Below are 20,911 nucleotides of genomic sequence, written 5' to 3'. Positions count from 1 at the left end.
GCAACACTTAACGCAGACATAGCCAATGAATTCGCCCCTAGAGAAAAGCAGTCCTCACCAGGTTCATTTCCAGCGTTCGGCCGCCGCCTTGTCGCTGCAGCGCCCTTCTACCCAGCGCGGGCCTTCGGCAGTGTCTTCGCTCTTCCAGAAGGGCGCGCGGGTCTTGAGGTAGTCCATGATGAAGTTGCAGGCGTCGAACGCGGCCTGCCGGTGGGCGCTGGCGGTGCCAACGAAGACGATCGGCTCGCCCGGTTCCAGGCGGCCGACGCGGTGGAGGATATCCACATTGAGCAGCGGCCAGCGCTCCCGCGCCTCACCAGCGATCTTCTCCAGGGCTTTCTCGGTCATGCCCGGATAGTGTTCGAGGAACATCCCCGCCACGTCCTGGCCCTCGTTGAAATCGCGCACGTAGCCAACGAAGCCAACCACCGCGCCAATGCCTACATTGGCCGCGTGCAACGCGTTGAGCTCAACACCGGGATCGAAGGCGGTTTCCTGCACGCGAATGGCCATCTCAGCCTCCGGTAACCGTGGGGAAGAAGGCGACCTCGTCGCCATCGGCGAGGGCCTCGTCCAGGCTGCACAGTTCCTGGTTACGGGCGCACATCAGGTTCTGCTCGGCAAGCACCTCCCAAACACCGCCACGGGCCAACAGGTGCTGACGCAGATCATCCAGCTTCGCGAACGCCGCATCCCAGTTGAGCTGCTCGCCTTCAATGCCGAGCGCTTCACGGTAACGGGCGAAATACTGCACGCGAATCATCATTACTCCCCGGCCTGGTAGTGGCCGCTCTTGCCGCCCAGCTTTTCCAGCAGGCGAACGGTTTCGATGGTCATGCCACGGTCCACGGCCTTGCACATGTCATAGATGGTCAGGGCGGCGACGCTCGCAGCGGTCAGCGCTTCCATTTCCACACCGGTCTGCCCGGCCAGCTTGCAACGGGCGACGATGCGCACGCAGTCCTCCCCTTCCGCTTCCAGCTCTACCTTGACGCTGGTGAGCATCAGCGGGTGACACAAAGGGATGAGGTCAGAGGTCTTCTTCGCCGCCTGAATGCCGGCGATGCGCGCCACGGCGAACACGTCGCCCTTGGGATGGCCGCCGGCCTGGATCATGGCAAGGGTTTCCGGGCGCATGCGCACACGGGCTTCAGCCGTCGCCTCACGAGAAGTCACCGCTTTGTCGGTGACATCGACCATGTTGGCGCGACCTTCGGAATCGAGATGGGTAAGCACTGCAAGTCTCCTCGGACAGGAGACAGATTGTATACAGAAACCCATACCGGGCGGCAGGTGCCGCCCGGCGGGAGGTGAGCGTTACATGTGGGCTTCGGCGTACTCGGCCAGCACGGAGCGCGGCACACCTTGGAGGGTGATGTGCACGCCGTGGGGGAAGTCCTTGAAGCGTTCGGTCAGGTAGGTCAGGCCCGAGCTGGGCGCGGAGAGGTAAGGAGTATCGATCTGCGCCAGGTTGCCCAGGCAGATCACCTTGGACCCGGTGCCGGCACGGGTGATGATGGTTTTCATCTGGTGCGGCGTCAGGTTCTGGCACTCATCGATGATGATCAGGCTCTGCTGGAAGCTGCGGCCGCGGATGTAGTTCAGGGATTTGAACTGCAGCGGCACCTTGCTGAGGATGTAATCCACGCTGCCGTGGGTGTTCTCGTCATCCATGTGCAAGGCTTCAAGGTTGTCGGTGATCGCTCCTAGCCAGGGCTCCATCTTCTCCGCCTCGGTGCCGGGCAGGAAGCCGATTTCCTGGTCCAGGCCCTGCACGCTGCGGGTGGCGATGATGCGACGATAACGCTTGCTGACCATGGTCTGCTCGATGGCCGCGGCCAGCGCCAGGATGGTCTTGCCGGAACCCGCCGCGCCACTGAGGTTGACCAGGTGGATGTCCGGGTCCAGCAACGCATAGAGCGCCAGCGCCTGATACACGTCGCGCGGACGCAGGCCCCAGGCTTCCTGATGCAGCAGCGGCTCCTGGTGCAGGTCGAGGATCAGCAGTTCATCGGCCTTGATGCCCTTGATCCAGCCAACAAAGCCCTGCTCGTCGACGATGAACTCGTTGACGTGTACCGCCGGCAAGTTGTCGGTGAGCTGTACCCGGTGCCAGGTGCGTCCGTGGTCCTGACGCGTCTCGACCTTGCTCACGCGGTCCCAGAAGGAGCCCGGCATGTCGTGATAGCCACGGGACAGCAGGGACACATCGTCCACCAACTGGTCGGTGTGGTAGTCCTCCGAGTCGATCCCGCACGCCCGAGCCTTCAGGCGCATGTTGATGTCCTTGGTCACCAACACCACGGACATGCCCGGTCTGCGGCTCTTCAGCTCCACCAGTTGGTTGATGATCTTGTTGTCGTTGAGGTCTTCGGGCAGCCAGGTGATGGGGGCTGCGCTCTTGCTCATGAGGATCGAGAGGAAGCCGCAAGGGCCGCTTTTCTCTCGCTGGATGGCTACCCCGTGCTCCACTTCCTCAGGGGTGGCACCACTGAGGATCTTGTCGATGTTACGGATGGCCTGCCTGCATTCAGCGGCAACCCCCTGTTTACCGGTCTTGAGCTTGTCCAGTTCCTCCAGCACGGTCATCGGAATGGCCACGTGGTGTTCCTGGAAATTGAACAATGCGTTGGGATCGTGAATCAGGACGTTGGTGTCGAGCGCGTACAAGGTTGGAGCGGTAGGGCGGGAGCGTCCGTGGTCATCCATACTCGGTCACCTTCTTATAGGGCCAAGCGACGGAATGCCAGGCTGGCGCTCCGCCGCGGAGCGCCGCCGACCTCCCCCTTCCGGGTCATGCCGTTCGGAGGATGCTGCCAACAAGGTGAGGGCCGATGGCCGCCACCTGTCTGCAGGGTTCGGCGGTCTGCTTTGTTAATACTCCATTCGGGATGACAGAAAAAAGAACTTTTTTGCCTGTACGAGTCTTTTTTCACACCACGACAAAAACCCCTTGGCGCGTAGGAGAGTGCCCGTTAAAGTCGAAAGTCCCCTCCTCAAGAATCCACCCGATTTTTCCGTCCCTGGCGGTCGATCCGTCTGAGACGTCCCGTCTGCCTATTGGCGGTATAGGTGGAGCCAACACACGCAAATCCCTAGAATCGTCGCGTTCCCGAAGGAGACGATTCGATGCTGTTGGTGATTTCCCCTGCCAAGACCTTGGACTACCAGACCCCGCCGGTCACCTCGCGCCATACCCAGCCTGAGTTCCTCGACCACGCCCAGGAGCTGATCCAGCAACTGCGCGAGCTCAGCCCTGCGCAGATCGCCGAGCTGATGCACCTGTCCGACAAACTCGCCGGCCTCAACGCCGCCCGCTATGGCAGCTGGCACCCGGACTTCACCCCGGACAACGCCAAACAGGCCCTGTTGGCCTTCAAGGGCGACGTCTACACCGGCCTCAACGCCGAAGACTTCGTTGACGCCGACTTCGACTTCGCCCAGCAGCACCTGCGCATGCTCTCCGGCCTTTACGGCTTGCTGCGCCCGCTGGACCTGATGCAGCCCTACCGCCTGGAAATGGGCACCAAGCTGGCCAATGCCCGCGGCAAGGACCTCTACGCCTTCTGGGGCGAGCGCATCAGTGGCTGGCTCAACGAAGCCCTGGCGGCCCAGGGCGACGATATCCTGCTCAACCTGGCCTCCAACGAATACTTCAGCTCGGTCAAGCGCAAGGCCCTGAACGCCCGCATCATCGACACCGAGTTCAAAGACCTGAAGAACGGCCAGTACAAGATCATCAGTTTCTACGCCAAGAAGGCCCGTGGCCTGATGGCCCGCTACGTGATCAAGGAACGCCTGCGGGACCCCGAAGGCCTGAAGGACTTCAACTACCAGGGCTACCGCTACTCCGTGGAGCACTCCAAGCCTGACAGCCTGGTGTTCCTGCGCGACCATCCCGTAGATTGATGCAAACAGCCCCGCCGCCCGGCGGGGTTCTTGTTTCCGCCCCTGGAAGCGTAACTTCCCGCCCCGCTTGCCCCCTCCGCCGTTGGACTTCGCGGCGCTCTGCCCAACCTGCGAGCGCACGCCAATCAACTCCCGCGTGCCACGTAATTGCCACTGCAGTTTCCAATATCACTTCAAGATCATATGGCCGGCATAGATACCACTTTAATGCTGGCCAACATGCGCACTTATAGTGGCCAACTTGCAAAATGCAATCACTGAAAACCTGCAATTTTCACTATCTGGAACTTTTCCCAAGCAAGCCAACTCTGAGAATGCCACCGAGCAGACATGGGGCGTAGTCAAAAAACTGCAATAGGCAAATTCAGGGACGAACGGTAGGAACTATCCGAAAAGACGGACACTCATACCCCCGTGACTTAATTCTTCACACCATATTTCGGTGTGATCTCAAACTGCCTTGATAACTATCGGCGCACAGCCGAGGGGTAGTTTTTATCTGGTGAAAACCAAATAAGTTGATTAAGGAGAAGCGCAACAAACTCGACCTACTGGACAAAACCAACGAGCCAGAGCCCTTGCGGCGATCAGCTCAGGACTCTACCCGGGCAAGCGTAACGACATGCCCAGTTCAGGCGCCCTAACTTTGGCGTCCGGTATTAATCATGCCTGTGCACTGAAAAATTGCAGTTGCAACATAACAGTGCAAACGGACGTGACACTAACGTCACATATTAAACAGCGTGCTGAAAGGACGAGGTGAATACGATGCGAATCAGCATCTTCGGTTTGGGCTATGTTGGTGCAGTGTGCGCCGGCTGCCTCTCTGCTCGTGGTCATGAAGTTGTCGGCGTCGACGTATCTCAGACTAAGATCGACCTGATAAACAATGGCAAATCGCCCATTGTCGAACCGGGCTTGGAAGAACTTCTTCAACAAGGCGTAAAAACCGGCCGCTTGCGCGGCACCACCGATGTCGCCGGTGCGGTGCGTGAAACCCAGGTGTCTTTCATCTGCGTCGGTACCCCGAGCAAGAAGAACGGCGACCTGTCGCTGGACTACATCGAGGGCGTCTGCCGCGAGATCGGCTTCGCCCTGCGCGACAAGTCCGAGCGCCACACCGTGGTAGTACGCAGCACCGTGCTGCCGGGCACTGTGAAGAACGTGGTGATCCCGATCATCGAAGACTGCTCCGGCAAGAAGGCCGGCGTGGACTTCGGCGTGGCGGTGAACCCCGAGTTCCTGCGCGAGAGCACCGCGATCAAGGACTACGACTACCCGCCCATGACCGTCATCGGTGAACTGGACAAGGCCGCCGGCGACGTACTCGAGACCCTCTACCGCGAGCTCGACGCCCCGATCATCCGCAAGGACATCGAAGTGGCCGAGATGATCAAGTACACCTGCAACGTCTGGCACGCGGCCAAGGTCACCTTCGCCAACGAGATCGGCAACATCGCCAAGGCGGTCGGCGTCGATGGCCGTGAGGTGATGGACGTGGTCTGCCAGGACAACAAGCTCAACCTGTCCAAGTACTACATGCGCCCTGGCTTCGCCTTCGGCGGTTCCTGCCTGCCCAAGGACGTACGTGCGCTGAACTACCGCGCCACCTCGCTGGACGTGGACTCCCCGCTGATCGGCTCGCTGATGCGCAGCAACGCCGGCCAGGTGCAGAAGGCGTTCGACATCATCTCCGGCCATGACAAACGCAAGGTCGCCCTGCTCGGTCTGTCCTTCAAGGCGGGTACCGATGACCTGCGTGAAAGCCCGCTGGTGGAACTGGCCGAGATGCTGATCGGCAAGGGTTTCGACCTCAGCATCTACGACCGCAACGTCGAGTACGCCCGCGTCCACGGCGCCAACAAGGACTACATCGAGTCGAAGATCCCCCATGTGTCCTCGTTGCTGGACAGCAACTTCGACGCGGTGGTCGACAAGGCCGACATCATCGTCCTGGGCAACCGTGACGAGCTGTTCGCCCCGCTGGCGCAACAGGCACCTGCCGGCAAGCAGGTGATCGACCTGGTGGGCTTCATGCCCAAGGCCACCCACGGCAACGCCGAGGGTATCTGCTGGTAAGCGCCCTGCCCCCTTCCCTCGGGAAGGGGGCATACGCCCAACGAGCCCAGGACGACTCTATGGACAAGATCAAGCATGGCCTGCTCGAAGCCTCGGGCTGGCTGTTCTACCTCATCGCGCTGATGCTGCTGGCACTGGCTTTGCCCAAGTCGGTGTTCGACCCCGACTCCAAGCACTTCCTGCTGCTGATCGGGGCTGTGGGCATTTGGCGCTACTCCATGGGCGCCCTGCACTTCGTGCGCGGCACGCTATTTCTCTACGTCGTCTACCCCTGGTACAAGCGGCGCCTGGCCAAGCTCGGCAACGCGGCTGACCCGTCCCACGTATTCCTGCTGGTGACCAGCTTCCGCATCGAGGCCCTGACCACCGCCATGGTCTATCGCTCGGTGATCCAGGAAGCCATCAACTGCGGCTATCCGACTACCGTGGTCTGCTCCATCGTCGAACTCTCCGATGAACTGCTGGTGAAAAACCTGTGGGCCAAGCTGGCACCGCCTTCGCGGGTCAAGCTGGACTTCGTACGCATTCCCGGCACCGGCAAGCGCGACGGCCTGGCCTACGGATTCCGCGCCATTTCCCGGCAGTTGCCGGACGAGAACGCGGTGGTGGCGGTGGTCGACGGCGACACGGTGCTGGCAGAAGGCGTGGTGAAGAAGACCGTGCCCTGGTTCAAGCTTTTCCCGAATGTCGGCGGGCTGACTACCAATGAGTTCTGCGAAGTGCGCGGCAGCTACATCATGAGCGAGTGGCACAAGCTGCGCTTCGCCCAGCGCCACCTCAACATGTGCTCGATGGCGCTCTCCAAGCGCGTGCTGACCATGACCGGCCGCATGTCGGTGTTCCGCGCCCAGGTAGTGACCGACCCGGACTTCATCGCCGACGTGGAAAGCGACCACCTGGACCACTGGCGCCTGGGGCGTTTCCAGTTCCTCACCGGTGACGACAAGTCCAGTTGGTACAGCCTGATGCGCCTGGGCTACGACACCTTCTACGTGCCGGACGCTGCGATCAACACGGTCGAGCACCCGCCGGAGAAGAGCTTCATCAAGGCCAGCCGCAAATTGATGTTCCGCTGGTACGGCAACAACCTGCGACAGAACTCCCGCGCCCTGGCGCTCGGTCCGCGTCGCCTCGGCTGGTTCACCACCGTGGTACTGGCCGACCAGCGCGCCTCGATGTGGACCTGCCTGCTGGGCCTGGCCGTGGCCATCATCGCCAGCCTGAAGTACAGCATCGCCTACCTGCTGGTGTACCTGCTGTGGATCGGCCTCACCCGCTTCGTCCTGACCCTGTTGCTCAGCATCACTGGGCACCGGATCGGGCCGGCCTATCCGCTGATCCTCTATTACAACCAGATCGTCGGGGCGCTGGTGAAGATCTATGTCTTCTTCCGCCTCGACCAGCAGTCCTGGACCCGCCAGAACACCAAGCTCAACCGTGACCTCGCCAGCTTCTCGCGCTGGTTCAACACCTGGTCCTCACGCGCCATGACCTTCTCCGCAACCAGCGTATTCATCGCCACGCTGCTGGCGATCGTGTGAGCACAAGGAAACTGACAGGAATCGAAGCCATGAATACAGCCGTCAATCTCAATGTGGTGCATGAATCCGAAGCCCAGCGCCAGCACGCGCGGGTGAAGATCCCGGGCAAAGTCCGCTACATCGCCCGTGGCGAACGCTTCGAGGCGTCGCTGCTGGACGTTTCCGCCGGCGGTTTCGCCTTCACCGCTGGCCGCGCGGGCGCCAATGTCGGCGACCACCACAAAGGCCGCCTGATGTTCCAGATCGACGGCCTCAGCCTGGGCCTGGACGTGGAGTTCCAGGTACGCGCCGTGGACACCCGCAATGAGCGCATCGGCTGCGTCTTCCACAACCTGCAACCGCGCGACATCGCCACCCTGCGCTACCTGATCAGCGCGCACCTCTCGGGCGAGCTGGTCAGCGCCGGCGACCTGCTCAACACCCTGCAGCGCGAGAACTTCACCAAGCCGCGCAAGGGCGGCGCCGGCGGTGGCATGAGCGCGCTCGGGCGCCTCAAGGCCGTCTCCTTCAGCCTCGGCATCTTCGTGGTCGGCCTCGGCGCCTTCGGTTACATCAGCAAGTCCCTCTACGGCCTCTACTTCGTCACCCATGCCAACTCGGCCATGGTCGCGGTGCCCTCCCTGCAGGTCACCATGCCGCGCGAAGGTACCGTGCAGAGCCTGGTGGGCCCGGACACCAGCATCGAGAAAGGCGCCCCAATCGCGTCCTTCAGCGCCACCATGCTGGAAATGCTCAAGGGCCACCTGACAGACGCTCAACTGTCGCCGAGCAATGTCGAAGAACTCTTCGGCAAGCAGATGAAGGGCACGCTCACCAGCCCCTGCAACTGCAAGATCGCCCGCCAGCTCGTCGCCGATGGCCAGTTCGCCAGCAAAGGCGACGTGATCTTCGAACTGGTGCCCCAAGACACCCAGGCCACCGTGCAGGCGCGCTTCGCCTTCCGCAACATCGCCCAGGCCAAGCCAGGCGCTCGCGTCACCTTCCAGGTGGCCGGCGAAGACCAGGTGCGCCACGGCAAGATCCTCAGCAGCAACCTGCATGACGGCAGCATGTCCGCCGACATCCGCGCCACCATCCAGCCTGACGAGCCGCTGCCCAGCTCCCTCGCCGGCCAGCCGGTGGAAGTCAGCGTCGATCGCGGCCCGTCCCTCGACTGGCTGGTCGACCGCGCGCTGGCCGCAGGCTTCTAAGGAGGGCTCGACCATGGCCCATCACGCCTCCCCACTTCTGCTGCTGGCTGCGGCCGTGGCCCTGGCCGGCTGCGCCGGCCTGCCCGACGAGCGCCTCGCTTCCGAAGCGCTTAAACGCGGTGACAGCGCCACCGCCGAGCAGAACTTCCGCCAGTTGGCGGACCTCGGCTACGCCGACGCCGCGGTCGGCCTGGCCGACATGCAGGTGGCCAGCGGTGACCCCGCGCAGCTGCATAAGGCCGAGCAGACCTACCGCCAGGCCATGGACCAGTCGCCCCGCGCCAAGGCGCGCCTGGGCAAGCTGCTGGTACGCAAGACGGCGCTGAGCCAGGCCGAGCGCCGCGAGACCGCGCAGCTGCTGGAAGAGTCCTTCCAGGCCGGCGAGGAAAGCAGCCTGCTGCCGCTGGTGATGCTCTACCTGCAGTACCCGCAGGACTTCCCGCAGGTGAACGTCCCGGCGCGCATCGCCCAATGGCGTGCCGAAGGCCACATCCAGGCCGAGCTGGCGCAGATCCTCTTCTATCGCACCCAGGGCACCTACGATCAGCACCTGGCCGAGATCGAGCGGATCTGCACCGCCAACCTGGCGGTGGCCGATGTCTGCTATGTCGAGCTGGCCACCGTCTACCAGAAGCAGGGCAACAGCGACGCCCAGCAGAAACTGCTGGATGGCCTGATGTCCGGCTACCACGCCGGGCGCATCCACGCCCAGCGTGTGGAGTCGGTGGCGCAGGTGCTGGCAGACGCCGACCTCGGCAAGCCCGACGAAGGCAAGGCCAAGGAGTTGCTGGAAGCAGTGGCCCCGGCCTACCCCGCCGCCTGGGTCAGCCTGGCCAAGCTGCTCTACGAATACCCGGCGCTCGGCGAAACCGAGCAGATGCTGGACTACCTGGAAAAAGGCCGCGCCGCCTCCCAGCCCCGGGCCGAACTGCTGCTCGGCCGCCTCCACTACGAGGGCAAGCTGGTCCCCCTGGACCCGCGCAAGGCCGAGGAGCACCTGCTCAAGGCCGCCCCCACCGAGCCCAGCGCCAACTACCTGTTGGGCCAGATCTACCTGCGCGGCTACCTGGGCGACATCGCCCCGGACAAGGCCCTGGAGCACCTGCTCAGCGCCGCCCGCAACGGCCAGATCAACGCCGACTTCGCCCTCGGCCAGATGTACGCCCAGGGCAAGGGTATCCAGCCCAACCTGGTCAACGCCTACGTCTTCAGCCAGCTCGCCCTGCCCAAGAACACGCCGCAGGCCCTGGAGCTGGCGCAACGGGTGGAACAGCAACTGCCGCCGGCCGACCGCACCCGCGCCGAACAGCTCCTGCGCGAAGAGCGCGAGCTGCGCGGTGCGACCGTGCAGGGCGCCGCCCAGATGCAAGCCATGCAGACCCAATAAGGACAACTACCGAACATGAACCTGAAACCCTGGATCAGCGCCGGCCTGGGCCTGTCCCTGCTGGCCGCGAGCATCGCCCATGCCGCACAGAACGATGACAAGAATTTCGGCCTGGACGTGAAGATCACCGCCCAGTCGGAAGACGACCGCGACCTCGGCACCCGCAACGGCGGCGACGTCGAGGGCATCGGTCTCGACCTGCGCCCCTGGGCCTATGGCGAGCGCGGCGAGTGGAGCGCCTTCGCCATGGGCCAGGCGGTCACCGCCACCGACATCGTCGAGACCGATACCCTGGAGTCCGGCGATATCGAGTCCGACTCCAGCCAGCGCAACGACGGCCGCGAGCCGGACAAGAGCTACCTGGCCCTGCGTGAATTCTGGGTCGACTACGGCGGCCTCACCGCCTACCCGGGCGAGCACCTGCGCTTCGGCCGCCAGCGCGTGCGCAGCGAGGAAGGCACCTGGTGGGACACCAACATCGAGTCCCTGCGCTGGAGCTTCGATACCACACTCTTGCGCGCCCATGCCGGCGTCGCCGAGCGCTTCAGCGACTACCGCACCGATATCGACGAGCTGGCGCCGGAAGACGAGGACCGCCAGCACTTCTTCGGCGACATCTCCACCCAGTGGCAACCTGGCCACTGGGTCGGCGCCAAGCTGCACCACAGCCGCGACAACGGCGACTTGCCCAACGTGGGCGAAGAAGTCGACGAACTGGATAAACGCACCACCGGCGACCTGACCTGGCTGGGCCTGGAAGCCGACGGCGGCTTCTTCGACCGTCGCTCCACCCTGCCGCTCAACTACTGGGCCCAGGCCACCTGGCTGACCGGCGACGTGGACGAACTGGAGCAGGCCAACCTGGGCAACCAGACCATCGCCAGCGGCTCGCGCAACGTCGATGTCGACGCCTGGGCCCTGGACCTCGGCCTGCGCTGGAACATCGACGATCAGTGGAAGGTCGGCGGCGCCTACGCCCGTGGCAGCGGCGGCGGCGATGACGACAGTTCCGAGCAGTTCCGCCAGACCGGCCTGGAGAGCAACCGCTCCAACTTCACCGGCACCGAGGCGCGCATGCACCGCTTCGGCGAGGCCTTCCGCGGCGAGCTGAGCAACCTCCAGGTGGGCAGCGCCTTCACCTCCTGGCAGATGGGCGAGGACTATGACGCGAGCCTGGTCTACCACCGCTTCTGGCGCGTCGACGACAACCAGGACGTGGGCCAGAGCGGGATCATCGCGCCGCTGGAAGACGGCGAGAAGGACATCGGCCAGGAAGTCGACCTTGTGGTCACCAAGTACTTCAAGCAGGGCTTGCTGCCGGCCTCCATGGTCGAGCACCTGGATGATCGTTCTGCCCTGGTGCGTTTCCGTGGCGGCGTGTTCAAGCCGGGCGATGCCTATGGCAGCGGCACCGACTCGCTGATGCATCGCGCCTTTGTCGACTTCATCTGGCGCATCTGATGGACGTCCGGCGCATGGGAGGAACAGCCATGAAACGCAGCATGGGAACCACATTGCTGGCAAGCGGCGTCATGCTTGGCGCGCTGCAGTTCGCCGCGCCCTGGGTCCAGGGCGCCGAGCCGACCCAGGAGCTCAAGGAAACCAAGAACTACACGGTATCCACCGCGCCGGCGGAACAACTGCACTTGGAAACGCCTGAGCTGCCGAACATGTCCGGCTACACCGCCCAGGCGGTGGAAGCGAAGATCGATCGCAAGACCCGCGGCCGCGTGGTGGTCAAGCGCATGCTCCAGCAGGATGCGCTGAAGGACTTCATCGGCGGCGACGAGCGCCTGCGCGAGTGGGTCAAGCGCCAGCAGGCCATGCCCCAGGCGATCTTCATCGAAGGCGGCTACGTGACCCCGGAAGACCTGGCCAAGGCCCTGCCCGACAGTCAGTTCAGCGAGACCGAGCCGGGCGTCTACCTGGCTCGCCTGCCGCTGGTCGTGACCCAGGGCGCGAGCCTGGAGATCGGCAAGGCGACCAAGGATTTCCGCCTCTCCCAGGAGCGCGGCGCCTTCCTGGTCAACGACGGCAAGCTGTTCATCACCGGCACCCGGCTCACCGCCTGGCGCGAGCAGGACAAGGCCCCGGCCTCGTTCCGCAAGCCCGATGAGTTCCGGCCGTTCCTGGTGTCCTGGGGCGGCAGCGAGCTGTACATCGTCAGCAGCACCGTCACCAGCCTCGGCTACGACAGCTCCAAGTCCTACGGCGTCTCCATCACCCAGTACACCCCAGGCCAGGCCAAGCGCCTGAAGCGCCCGGCGCCCACCGGCTGGCTGCTGGATTCGGAGTTCGTCGACCACTGGTACGGCTTCTACTGCTTCGAGGCGGAGAACGTGGTGATCAAGGGCAACACCTACCGCGACAACATCGTCTACGGCATCGACCCGCACGATCGCTCCCGCGGCCTGATCATCGCCCACAACACCGTGCACGGGACCAGGAAGAAGCACGGCATCATCATTTCCCGTGAGGTGGACGACAGCTGGATCGTCCACAACAAGAGCTACGACAACAAGCTCTCGGGCATCGTCATCGACCGTAACTCGATCAACAACCTGGTGGCCTGGAACGAGGTCTACCAGAACCACGCCGACGGCATCACGATCTACGAAAGCTCGAACAACCTGCTCTGGGGCAACAAGATCCTCAGCAACCAGCGCCACGGCATCCGCGTGCGCAACAGCGTGAACATCCGCCTGTACGAAAACCTCTCGGCAGCCAACGGCCTGACCGGCGTGTACGGCCACATCAAGGACCTCTCCGACACCGACCGGAACATCGAACTCGACCCCTTCGATACCAAGGTCTCGATGATCCTGGTGGGCGGCAAGCTCGCCGGCAACGGTTCCAGCCCCCTCTCCATCGACTCGCCCCTGTCGGTCGAGCTGTACCGCGTGGAGCTGCTCGCCCCGAGCAAATCCACCGGCATCAGCTTCGCCGGCATCCTCGGCGAAAAGCAGGACGAAATCCTCGACCTGATGGTGCGCCGCAAGCAGGCGGTGCTGATCGACCCCGTCGAGAGCCAGGCCGAACTCCAGGATTGAGGTACGAGATCATGCAAAGACTTTCCCGCTACTGGTTCACCCCCTCCGCCCTGGCCGCCGCCCTGCTGGCCGCCGCCCAGGGTGCTCAAGCGGCGCCCGAATACAGCGTGCAACGCACCGGTCCGCTCTGCGCGGTCGCCCAGAACCCGGCCAGCTACAACACCAAGTACCTGAGCTTCTTCACCACCCTGGTGCAGGGCCAGGGCGACTGGCTGTTCCGCACCCAGTACGACCTGCGTACCGACTTCGGCACCACGCCCTATGGCTGGCGCGAGTTCCGCCGCCTGCGCGATGCGCTGAAAGCCAAGGGTGTCGAGCTGATGGTGGTCTACCAGCCGACCCGTGGCCTGATCAATCGGGACAAGCTGACCCCGGAAGAGAAGGCCCACTTCAACTACGACCTGGCGAAGAAGAACTACCTGGCCGCCGTGGACCAGTTCCGCAAGGCCGGTATCTGGGCCACCGACCTTTCTCCGCTGTTCGACGAAAAAGGCGTGGGCACCGATTACTACTTCAAGGCAGACCACCACTGGACCCCGGCCGGCGCCGACCGCACCGCCAAGCTGGTGGCCGAAACCCTGAAGCAGATCCCCGGCTTCAACGACATCCCGAAGAAGGACTTCCAGAGCAAGGTGGTCGGCCTGCTGCCCAAGGCCGGCACCCTGCACAAGACCGCGGCCCAGCTCTGCGGCACCGGCGGCTATGCCACCCAGTACGTCGACCGCTTCGAGACCGAAGCATCGGGTGGTAGCGGCGGCGACAGCCTGTTCGGCGACGAGTCCAACCCGAAGGTGACCCTGGTGGGCACGAGTAACAGCGGCCCGGCCTACAACTTCGCCGGTTTCCTGCAACAGCACAGCGGCGCCGAAGTGCTGAACATGGCGGTCAGCGGCGGTGGCTTCGAGAGCGCGCTGATGCAATACATGAGCAGCAAGGAATTCCACGAGAACACGCCCAAGGTGCTGATCTGGGAATTCGCAACCCACTACGACATGGGCCAGGCGAGCTTCTATCGCCAGGCAGTGCCGATGGTGAACAACGGCTGCGAAGGCCGCCCGGCGGTGCTGAAGAACAAGGTCAAGCTCAAGCCCGGCGCCAACGAGGTGCTGGTCAACGGCAAAGGCGCGCCACTGCGCGACCTGCGCGGCCGCGACTACCAGGTGGACCTGCGTTTCAGCGACCCATCCATTCACGAGGCCAAGACCACCATCTGGTACCTCAACGGCCGCCGCGAGAACTTCAAGCTGGAACAGAGCGACCGAATCGACACCGGTGGCCGCTACGCCTTCGAGCTGCGTAACGACCCGGATTGGGCCGACCTGAACCTGCTCGCCCTGGAAATCCACAGCCCCGAACAGATGCCCCAGGACCTCAGCGTCGAGGTGAGCCTCTGCGCACGTCCCGGCAAGGGCGGGGACAACCTCACGGCCAAGGCCGAGTGAGGAAGGAGGTAACCATGAACACCAGACCCTGGCTGATCGCTCCCCTGCTCGCGGGCATCCTGCTCGCCGGGCAGAGCCATGCCGCCGACCTGGTGCCGCCCAGGGGCTACTACGCCCCTGTGGACATCGACGCCAAGTCGGCTGGCACCTGCAAGGCGCCGCCGGCGCCCTACACCGCCAAACTGGAGTTCCGCAGCAAGTACGAGGGCTCGGACAAGGCCCGCGCCACGCTCAATCCGACAGCGGAGAAAGCCTTCCGCGAGAAGACCGCCGCCATCACCGAGATGGAGCGCGGCGTCAGCAAGATGGTCATGGATTACATGCGCAAGGGCCAGCGCACCCAGCTCGAATGCACCCTGCAGTGGCTGGGCAACTGGGCCCAGGCCAACGCCCTGCTGAGCACGGCGTACAACCACACCGGCAAGTCGATGCGCAAATGGGCGCTGGGCAGCATGGCCTCGGCCTACCTGCGCCTGAAGTTCTCCGAGTCGCAGCCGCTGGCGCCCTACCGCGCCCAGACCCAGGTAATCGAGTCCTGGTTCTCGCGCCTGGCCGATCAAGTGGTGCATGACTGGAGCGGCCTGCCGCTGAAGAAGATCAACAACCACTCCTACTGGGCCGCCTGGTCAGTGATGGCCTCCGCCGTGGCGACCAACCGCCAGGACCTCTTCGACTGGTCGGTGGCGCAGTTCCGCGTGGCCGCCGGCCAGGTGGACCAGGACGGTTTCCTGCCCAACGAACTCAAGCGCAAGCAACGCGCGCTGGCCTACCACAACTACAGCCTGCCGCCGCTCGCCATGGTCGCCAGCTTCGCCCAGGCCAACGGCGTGGACCTGCGCGAAGAGAACGACGGTGCGCTGCGCCGCCTCGGCGAGAAGGTGATCGCCGGAGTGGATGACCAGGGCGCCTTCGACAAGAAGACCGGCAAGGACCAGGACATGAGCGAGCTGAAGAAGCACGCCAAGTTCGCCTGGCTGGAGCCCTGGTGCTCGCTCTACTCCTGCTCCGCCTCGACGGTGGAGTGGAAAAACGAAATGGGTCCCTACAAGACCTTCCGCCTCGGCGGGGACGTGACCCAGGTGTTCCACCCGAAGAAGGAGGGTGGGAGTTGACCTGCACTCGGACAGCCCCCTCTCCCTGAGGGAGAGGGTTGGGGTGAGGGAAGTTGGACTCCGCGCGAGGCTCGACATCCCTCACCCCCGGCCCCTCTCCTAGAAGGAGAGGGGAGAAATGACGCCCCCACCTCGATGGTGGGACTGAAATCAAACGTTCACTGGAGAGACTCGGATGGTCTTTTCTTCCAACGTGTTCCTGTTCCTGTTCCTGCCGATTTTCCTCGGCTTGTACTACCTGGTCGGGACACGCTATCGAAACCTGCTGTTGCTGGTCGCCAGCTACATCTTCTACGCCTGGTGGCGCATCGACTTCCTGGCACTGTTCGCTGCGGTGACGGTGTTCAACTACTGGATCGGCCTGCGCATCGGTGCGGCTGGGGTGCGCACGAAAACGGCGCAGAAATGGTTGCTCCTCGGCGTGGCGGTGGACCTCTGCGTCCTCGGCTACTTCAAGTACGCCAACTTCGGCGTCGACAGCCTCAACGCCATCATCGCCTCCTTCGGCATGGAGCCCTTCGTGCTCACGCACATCCTGCTGCCGATCGGGATTTCCTTCTACGTCTTCGAGTCCATCAGCTACATCATCGACGTGTACCGCGGCGACACCCCGGCCACCCGCAACCTGGTGGACTTCGCGGCCTTCGTGGCGATCTTCCCGCACCTGATCGCCGGCCCGGTGCTGCGCTTCAAGGACCTGGTGGACCAGTTCAACCACCGCACCCACACGGTGGACAAGTTCGCCGAGGGCTGCACGCGCTTCATGCAGGGCTTTATCAAGAAGGTCTTCATCGCCGACAGTATCGCGCCCATCGCCGACCACTGCTTCGCCCTCTCCGACCCGACCACGGGGGACGCCTGGCTCGGCGCGCTGGCCTACACCGCACAGCTGTACTTCGATTTCTCCGGCTACAGCGACATGGCCATTGGCCTCGGCCTGATGATGGGCTTCCGCTTCATGGAGAACTTCAACCAGCCCTACATCAGCCAGTCCATCACCGAGTTCTGGCGGCGCTGGCACATCAGCCTCTCCACCTGGCTGCGCGACTACCTGTACATCAGCCTGGGCGGCAACCGCGGCACCACCTTCCAGACCTACCGCAACCTGTTCCTCACCATGTTGCTGGGCGGCCTGTGGCACGGCGCCAACTTCACCTACATCATCTGGGGCGCCTGGCACGGTGCCTGGCTGGCCATCGAGCGCGCCCTGGGCGTGAACGCCGCGCCAAGGGCGATCAACCCGCTGAAGTGGGCCTTCACCTTCCTGCTGGTGGTGATCGGCTGGGTGATCTTCCGCGCCGAAAACCTGGACGTCGCCTGGCGCATGTACGCCGCCATGTTCAGCTTCGGTGACTGGCAGCTTTCCGAGCTCAACCGCGCCCAGCTCACCAGCCTGCAAATCGCCACCCTGGTGCTGGCCTACGTGGTGCTGGCCATCTGCGGTATCCGCCAGTTCTACGCCCAGCCGCTGGCCGGCGCGCCCAAGGCCCGTGCCCGCGAAGACGACGACGGCATCGCCATCAATGCCGACGGCAGCGCCGCCCTGCCCCGCGCTCGCCTGCAGATTGGCGCCCTGGCCTTCCACGCTGCCGTGCTCCTGCTGTTCGCCGCCTCGGTGCTGAAGCTCTCGGCGCAGAGTTTCTCGCCCTTCCTGTACTTCCAGTTCTGAGTGGAGCCGACCATGAACAGAACCCTGAACCTGCTCTACATCGTGTTGTTCTGCGGCCTGCTGCTGGCCCTCTGCCTGTGGTCCATGCGCGTGGTTTTCGGCTTTTCCGCAGCCAAGGAAACCAGCGTGCTGGACGGCAAGCTGGCCCTGGCCTTCGAGAAGCGCTACGACGAGGAATTCCCGGTCAAGCAGCTGGGTACCAACCTCTGGGCCCTGATGGACTACAAGCTGTTCGGCGAAGGCCGCCAGGGCGTAGTCATCGGCCAGGACGGCTGGCTCTTTTCGGATGAAGAGTTCGACCCGGTCGCCGATGGCCGTCGTCACATGCGCGATAACCTGGCGCTGATCCAGGGCGTGCGCGACGAGCTGGCGCGGCACGACGTGGAACTGATGCTGGCCATCGTCCCGGCCAAGTCACGCCTCTATCCCGAGCATGTCGGCGAAGCCACCCCCTCCGCCCTGCGCCAGGACCTCTACGAGCGCTTCCGCGGCGCAGCGCGCAAGGCGGGGATCATCGCCCCCGACCTGCTCGCCACCCTCGAAGACGCCAAGAATCAGGGCCAGGTCTTCCTGCGCACCGACACCCACTGGACGCCGCTGGGCGCCGAAGTGGTCGCCGGCCGCCTGGGCCAGGCCGTTGGCCAGGCCATGACCCTGCGCGGCACGCCGCAGCAATACGTGACCGAAGCCGAGGGCGTGGATGCCTACAAGGGCGACCTGACGCGCTTCCTGCCGCTGGACCCGTTGTTCGAGAACCTGATGCCGGCGCCGGACCAGTTGCAGAAGCGCGCCACCCGCAACGACGACGCGGGAGACACCGGCGCTGATGCCCTGTTCGCCGAAAGCGACGTGCCCGTAGTGCTGGTGGGCACCAGCTACAGCGCCAACGACAAGTGGAACTTCGCCGGCGCCCTGCGCCAGGCCCTGCAGCGCGACCTGGTCAACCACGCCGAGGACGGCCATGGCCCGATCCTGCCGATGCTCAAGTACCTCAAGAGTGACGAGCTGAAGGATGCCCCGCCGCAGTTGGTGATCTGGGAGTTCCCGGAACGCTACCTGCCGATGCTGAGCGACCTGTCCGAATTCGACCCCGAATGGGTCGCCGGTCTGCGCAAGGGCACAGGCACCGATGAACGCCTGGCCTCGCGCTCGGGCAACTGAGAAATCCCCCGCAAGGGGAACGCAGGGCCGTCAGCGGCCCGATCAAGAGAGAAGATGGAGGTACACCTCATGAACCGACAGAACAACCGCAGCTGGACGTCTTATGCCTGCGCCCTGGTGCTGGGTCTCGGCGCGCTGCAGGCCCAGGCCGATGAAGGCGGCCTGTACGGCCCGAAGGCGCCCAAGGGGTCCGCCTTCGTCCGCGCTTACAACGCCGGCAGCAGCGAGCTCAGCGTCAACGTCGGCAATACCGCGCTGACCGACGTGCCGCCGCTGGGCTCCAGCGACTTCAAGTTCCTCCCCGCCGGCAACTACAGCGCCCAGGTGGGCGGCAGCAGCCTCTCGGTGAAGCTGGAGGCCGACCGCTACTACACCCTGGTCAACCAGACTGGCCAGAACCCGCAACTGGTCGAAGAGCCCCCCTTCAGGAACAAGCAGAAAGCCCTGCTGCGCGTGCAGAACCTGTCCGACGCCAAGCTCACCCTGAAGACCGCCGACGGCAAGACCCCGGTGGTCGAGGACGTCGCCCCGCAAGGCCGCGGCGAGCGCGAGATCAACCCGGTGAAAGTCGGCCTCGCCCTGTTCGACGGCGACAAGAAAGTCAGCGACCTCAAGCCCGTCTCACTGCAGCGCGGCGAGGTGGTCTGCCTCTACATCACCGGCAGCGGCAGCAAGCTCTCCCCGGTCTGGGTCAAGCGCCCGGCGGAATCCTGAGCAGCGGCAACGAAGCAGTAGCCGGCGCGGGCTGAACCGCGTCGGACCCACCTGCCACGCAGAGGGCGGGAACAAGAAAGAAATGTGATCGATGGAAGCAGCGCCCCAAACCCATGACAGTTCTAGGAGAAACACCATGATTCCCGTGATCCTTTCTGGCGGTAGCGGCTCTCGCCTCTGGCCTCTTTCGCGCAAGCAGTATCCCAAGCAGTTCCTCGCCCTCACCGGCGAACAGACCCTGTTCCAGCAAACCCTGCAGCGCCTGGACTTCGAAGGCATGCAACCGGCCGTGCTGGTGGCCAACCAGGATCACCGTTTCATCGTGCAGGAACAGCTCGATGCCATCGGCCTGCAGCCCCAAGCCATGCTGCTGGAGCCCTTCGGCCGTAACACCGCGCCAGCCGTGGCCATCGCCGCCATGCAACTGGTTGCCGAGGGCCGCGACGAGCTGATGCTGGTACTCCCGGCTGACCATGTGCTGCGCGACCCGCTTGCCTTCCAGAAGGCCCTGGCACTGGCCGCCTGCGCCGCCGACAAGGGCGAAATGGTGCTCTTCGGCGTACCCGCCGAGCGCCCGGAAACCGGCTACGGCTACATCCGCAGCAAGTCCGATGGCGCGCTGCCAGAAGGCATCAGCCGCGTCGCCGAGTTCGTCGAAAAGCCGAACGAAGAACTGGCGCGCCAGTACGTGGAATCCGGCGACTACTTCTGGAACAGCGGCATGTTCCTGTTCCGCGCCAGCCGCTTCCTGGAAGAGCTCAAGCACCACGAGGTGGATATCTACGACACCTGTCTGCTGGCCCTGGAACGCAGCAAGCGTGACGGCATCGCGGTGAGCATCGACTCGGCCACCTTCGCCTGCTGCCCGGACAACTCCATCGACTACGCGGTGATGGAGAAGACCGCCCGCGCCTGCGTGGTGCCGCTCGATGCCGGCTGGAACGACGTGGGCAGCTGGAGCTCGATCTGGGACGTGCATGAGAAGGATGCCGATGGCAACGTCACCAAGGGCGATGTGGTGGTGCAGGACAGCCACAACTGCCTGGTGCATGGCAACGGCAAGCTGGTGTCGGTGATCGGCCTGGACGATGTGGTCGTGGTTGAGACCAAGGACGCCATGATGATCGCCCACAAGGACCGTGTGCAGGACGTGAAGAAACTGGTGAACAAGCTGGACGCCGACGGCCGCAGCGAAACCCAGAATCACTGCGCCGTATACCGCCCCTGGGGCTCGTACGATTCGGTGGACATGGGTGGCCGCTTCCAGGTCAAGCACATCACCGTCAAACCCGGCGCGCAGCTTTCGCTGCAGATGCACCACCACCGTGCCGAGCACTGGATCGTGGTCTCCGGCACCGCCCAGGTGACCTGCGACGACAAGGTGTTCCTGCTCACCGAAAACCAGTCGACCTACATCCCGATCGCCTCGGTGCACCGCCTGGCCAATCCGGGCAAGATCCCGCTGGAGATTATCGAAGTGCAGTCGGGCAGCTACCTCGGTGAGGACGATATCGAGCGTCTGGATGACGTCTACGGTCGCGCCCCGCAGTCGGCCGCCGTGCACAGCATCGCCCGCTGACCCGTGGGAGCCAGCGTGCTGGCGAAGGGGCAACCTTTCGCGAGCAAGCTCGCTCCTACATCGCCCTCGGCGGACATG

Annotated in this window: 17 protein-coding genes; 13 read left to right on the top strand and 4 right to left on the bottom strand. The window is 64.0% G+C overall.

Translation table 11 applies throughout. The features are described 5' to 3' along the window. Positions 1 to 63: 63 nt before the first annotated feature. The 4 genes from moaE to AAHM40_RS23680 form a co-directional block, all read right to left on the bottom strand. On the bottom strand, positions 64 to 513 hold the full coding sequence (moaE, locus tag AAHM40_RS23695; RefSeq protein WP_342246870.1) for a molybdopterin synthase catalytic subunit MoaE: 450 nt from the start codon (positions 511 to 513) through the stop codon (positions 64 to 66). A 1-nt stretch (position 514) separates the two neighbouring features. Then, positions 515 to 763 carry a MoaD/ThiS family protein gene (locus tag AAHM40_RS23690; RefSeq protein WP_271410984.1) on the bottom strand — a complete coding sequence of 83 codons (249 nt, stop codon included), beginning with the start codon at positions 761 to 763 and terminating at the stop codon, positions 515 to 517. A gap of 2 nt (positions 764 to 765) precedes the next feature. Beyond that, positions 766 to 1,236: a cyclic pyranopterin monophosphate synthase MoaC gene (moaC, locus tag AAHM40_RS23685; RefSeq protein WP_028628602.1), complete on the bottom strand. Its 471-nt coding sequence runs from the start codon at positions 1,234 to 1,236 to the stop codon at positions 766 to 768. 81 nt (positions 1,237 to 1,317) lie between these two features. Further along, positions 1,318 to 2,709: a PhoH family protein gene (locus AAHM40_RS23680; protein ID WP_342246869.1), complete on the bottom strand. Its 1,392-nt coding sequence runs from the start codon at positions 2,707 to 2,709 to the stop codon at positions 1,318 to 1,320. Between the two features lie 420 nt (positions 2,710 to 3,129). Here AAHM40_RS23680 and yaaA point away from each other — a divergent pair, with 420 nt between their 5' ends. From yaaA to AAHM40_RS23615, 13 genes are all read left to right on the top strand, one after another. Continuing rightward, complete coding sequence (yaaA, locus tag AAHM40_RS23675; RefSeq protein ID WP_342246868.1) at positions 3,130 to 3,909, top strand: peroxide stress protein YaaA; 780 nt, start codon at positions 3,130 to 3,132, stop codon at positions 3,907 to 3,909. A gap of 768 nt (positions 3,910 to 4,677) precedes the next feature. Beyond that, entirely contained in the window at positions 4,678 to 5,988 is a 1,311-nt protein-coding gene (gene algD / locus AAHM40_RS23670) for a GDP-mannose 6-dehydrogenase (RefSeq protein ID WP_342246867.1), read from the top strand. A gap of 59 nt (positions 5,989 to 6,047) precedes the next feature. Further along, complete coding sequence (gene alg8 / locus AAHM40_RS23665; RefSeq protein WP_342246866.1) at positions 6,048 to 7,529, top strand: mannuronan synthase; 1,482 nt, start codon at positions 6,048 to 6,050, stop codon at positions 7,527 to 7,529. Between the two features lie 29 nt (positions 7,530 to 7,558). Continuing rightward, a complete protein-coding gene (locus tag AAHM40_RS23660) occupies positions 7,559 to 8,719 on the top strand; it encodes an alginate biosynthesis protein Alg44 (RefSeq protein WP_342246865.1) in 1,161 nt (386 codons plus the stop codon). Between the two features lie 13 nt (positions 8,720 to 8,732). Then, a complete protein-coding gene (gene algK / locus AAHM40_RS23655; RefSeq protein WP_342246864.1) occupies positions 8,733 to 10,106 on the top strand; it encodes an alginate biosynthesis TPR repeat lipoprotein AlgK in 1,374 nt (457 codons plus the stop codon). Positions 10,107 to 10,121: 15 nt separating this feature from the next. Then, positions 10,122 to 11,567, top strand: coding sequence for an alginate export family protein (locus AAHM40_RS23650; protein WP_342246863.1), 1,446 nt, complete (start codon positions 10,122 to 10,124; stop codon positions 11,565 to 11,567). Between the two features lie 41 nt (positions 11,568 to 11,608). Continuing rightward, on the top strand, positions 11,609 to 13,156 hold the full coding sequence (algG, locus tag AAHM40_RS23645; RefSeq protein WP_446731613.1) for a mannuronan 5-epimerase AlgG: 1,548 nt from the start codon (positions 11,609 to 11,611) through the stop codon (positions 13,154 to 13,156). Between the two features lie 11 nt (positions 13,157 to 13,167). Next, entirely contained in the window at positions 13,168 to 14,598 is a 1,431-nt protein-coding gene (locus AAHM40_RS23640; RefSeq protein WP_342246862.1) for an alginate O-acetyltransferase AlgX-related protein, read from the top strand. A 14-nt stretch (positions 14,599 to 14,612) separates the two neighbouring features. Then, positions 14,613 to 15,710: a mannuronate-specific alginate lyase gene (locus tag AAHM40_RS23635; RefSeq protein WP_342246861.1), complete on the top strand. Its 1,098-nt coding sequence runs from the start codon at positions 14,613 to 14,615 to the stop codon at positions 15,708 to 15,710. A 175-nt stretch (positions 15,711 to 15,885) separates the two neighbouring features. After that, positions 15,886 to 17,379 (top strand): MBOAT family O-acyltransferase, encoded by a 1,494-nt coding sequence (locus AAHM40_RS23630; protein ID WP_342246860.1) that lies wholly within the window; start codon positions 15,886 to 15,888, stop codon positions 17,377 to 17,379. 12 nt (positions 17,380 to 17,391) lie between these two features. Beyond that, positions 17,392 to 18,540, top strand: coding sequence for an alginate O-acetyltransferase (locus AAHM40_RS23625; protein ID WP_342246859.1), 1,149 nt, complete (start codon positions 17,392 to 17,394; stop codon positions 18,538 to 18,540). 69 nt (positions 18,541 to 18,609) lie between these two features. Then, positions 18,610 to 19,254, top strand: a complete 645-nt coding sequence (locus tag AAHM40_RS23620) for an alginate O-acetyltransferase AlgF (protein WP_342246858.1) — start codon at positions 18,610 to 18,612, stop codon at positions 19,252 to 19,254. A 136-nt stretch (positions 19,255 to 19,390) separates the two neighbouring features. Next, a complete protein-coding gene (locus AAHM40_RS23615) occupies positions 19,391 to 20,833 on the top strand; it encodes a mannose-1-phosphate guanylyltransferase/mannose-6-phosphate isomerase (protein WP_342246857.1) in 1,443 nt (480 codons plus the stop codon). Positions 20,834 to 20,911 lie beyond the last annotated feature (78 nt).

The sequence above is a fragment of the Pseudomonas sp. OTU5201 genome (genome assembly GCF_038440135.1).
Taxonomy (GTDB): Bacteria; Pseudomonadota; Gammaproteobacteria; order Pseudomonadales; family Pseudomonadaceae; genus Metapseudomonas; species Metapseudomonas resinovorans.
The sequence above is the reverse complement of the archived record's forward strand: the minus strand, read 5'-3'. Positions and strand labels throughout refer to the sequence as shown.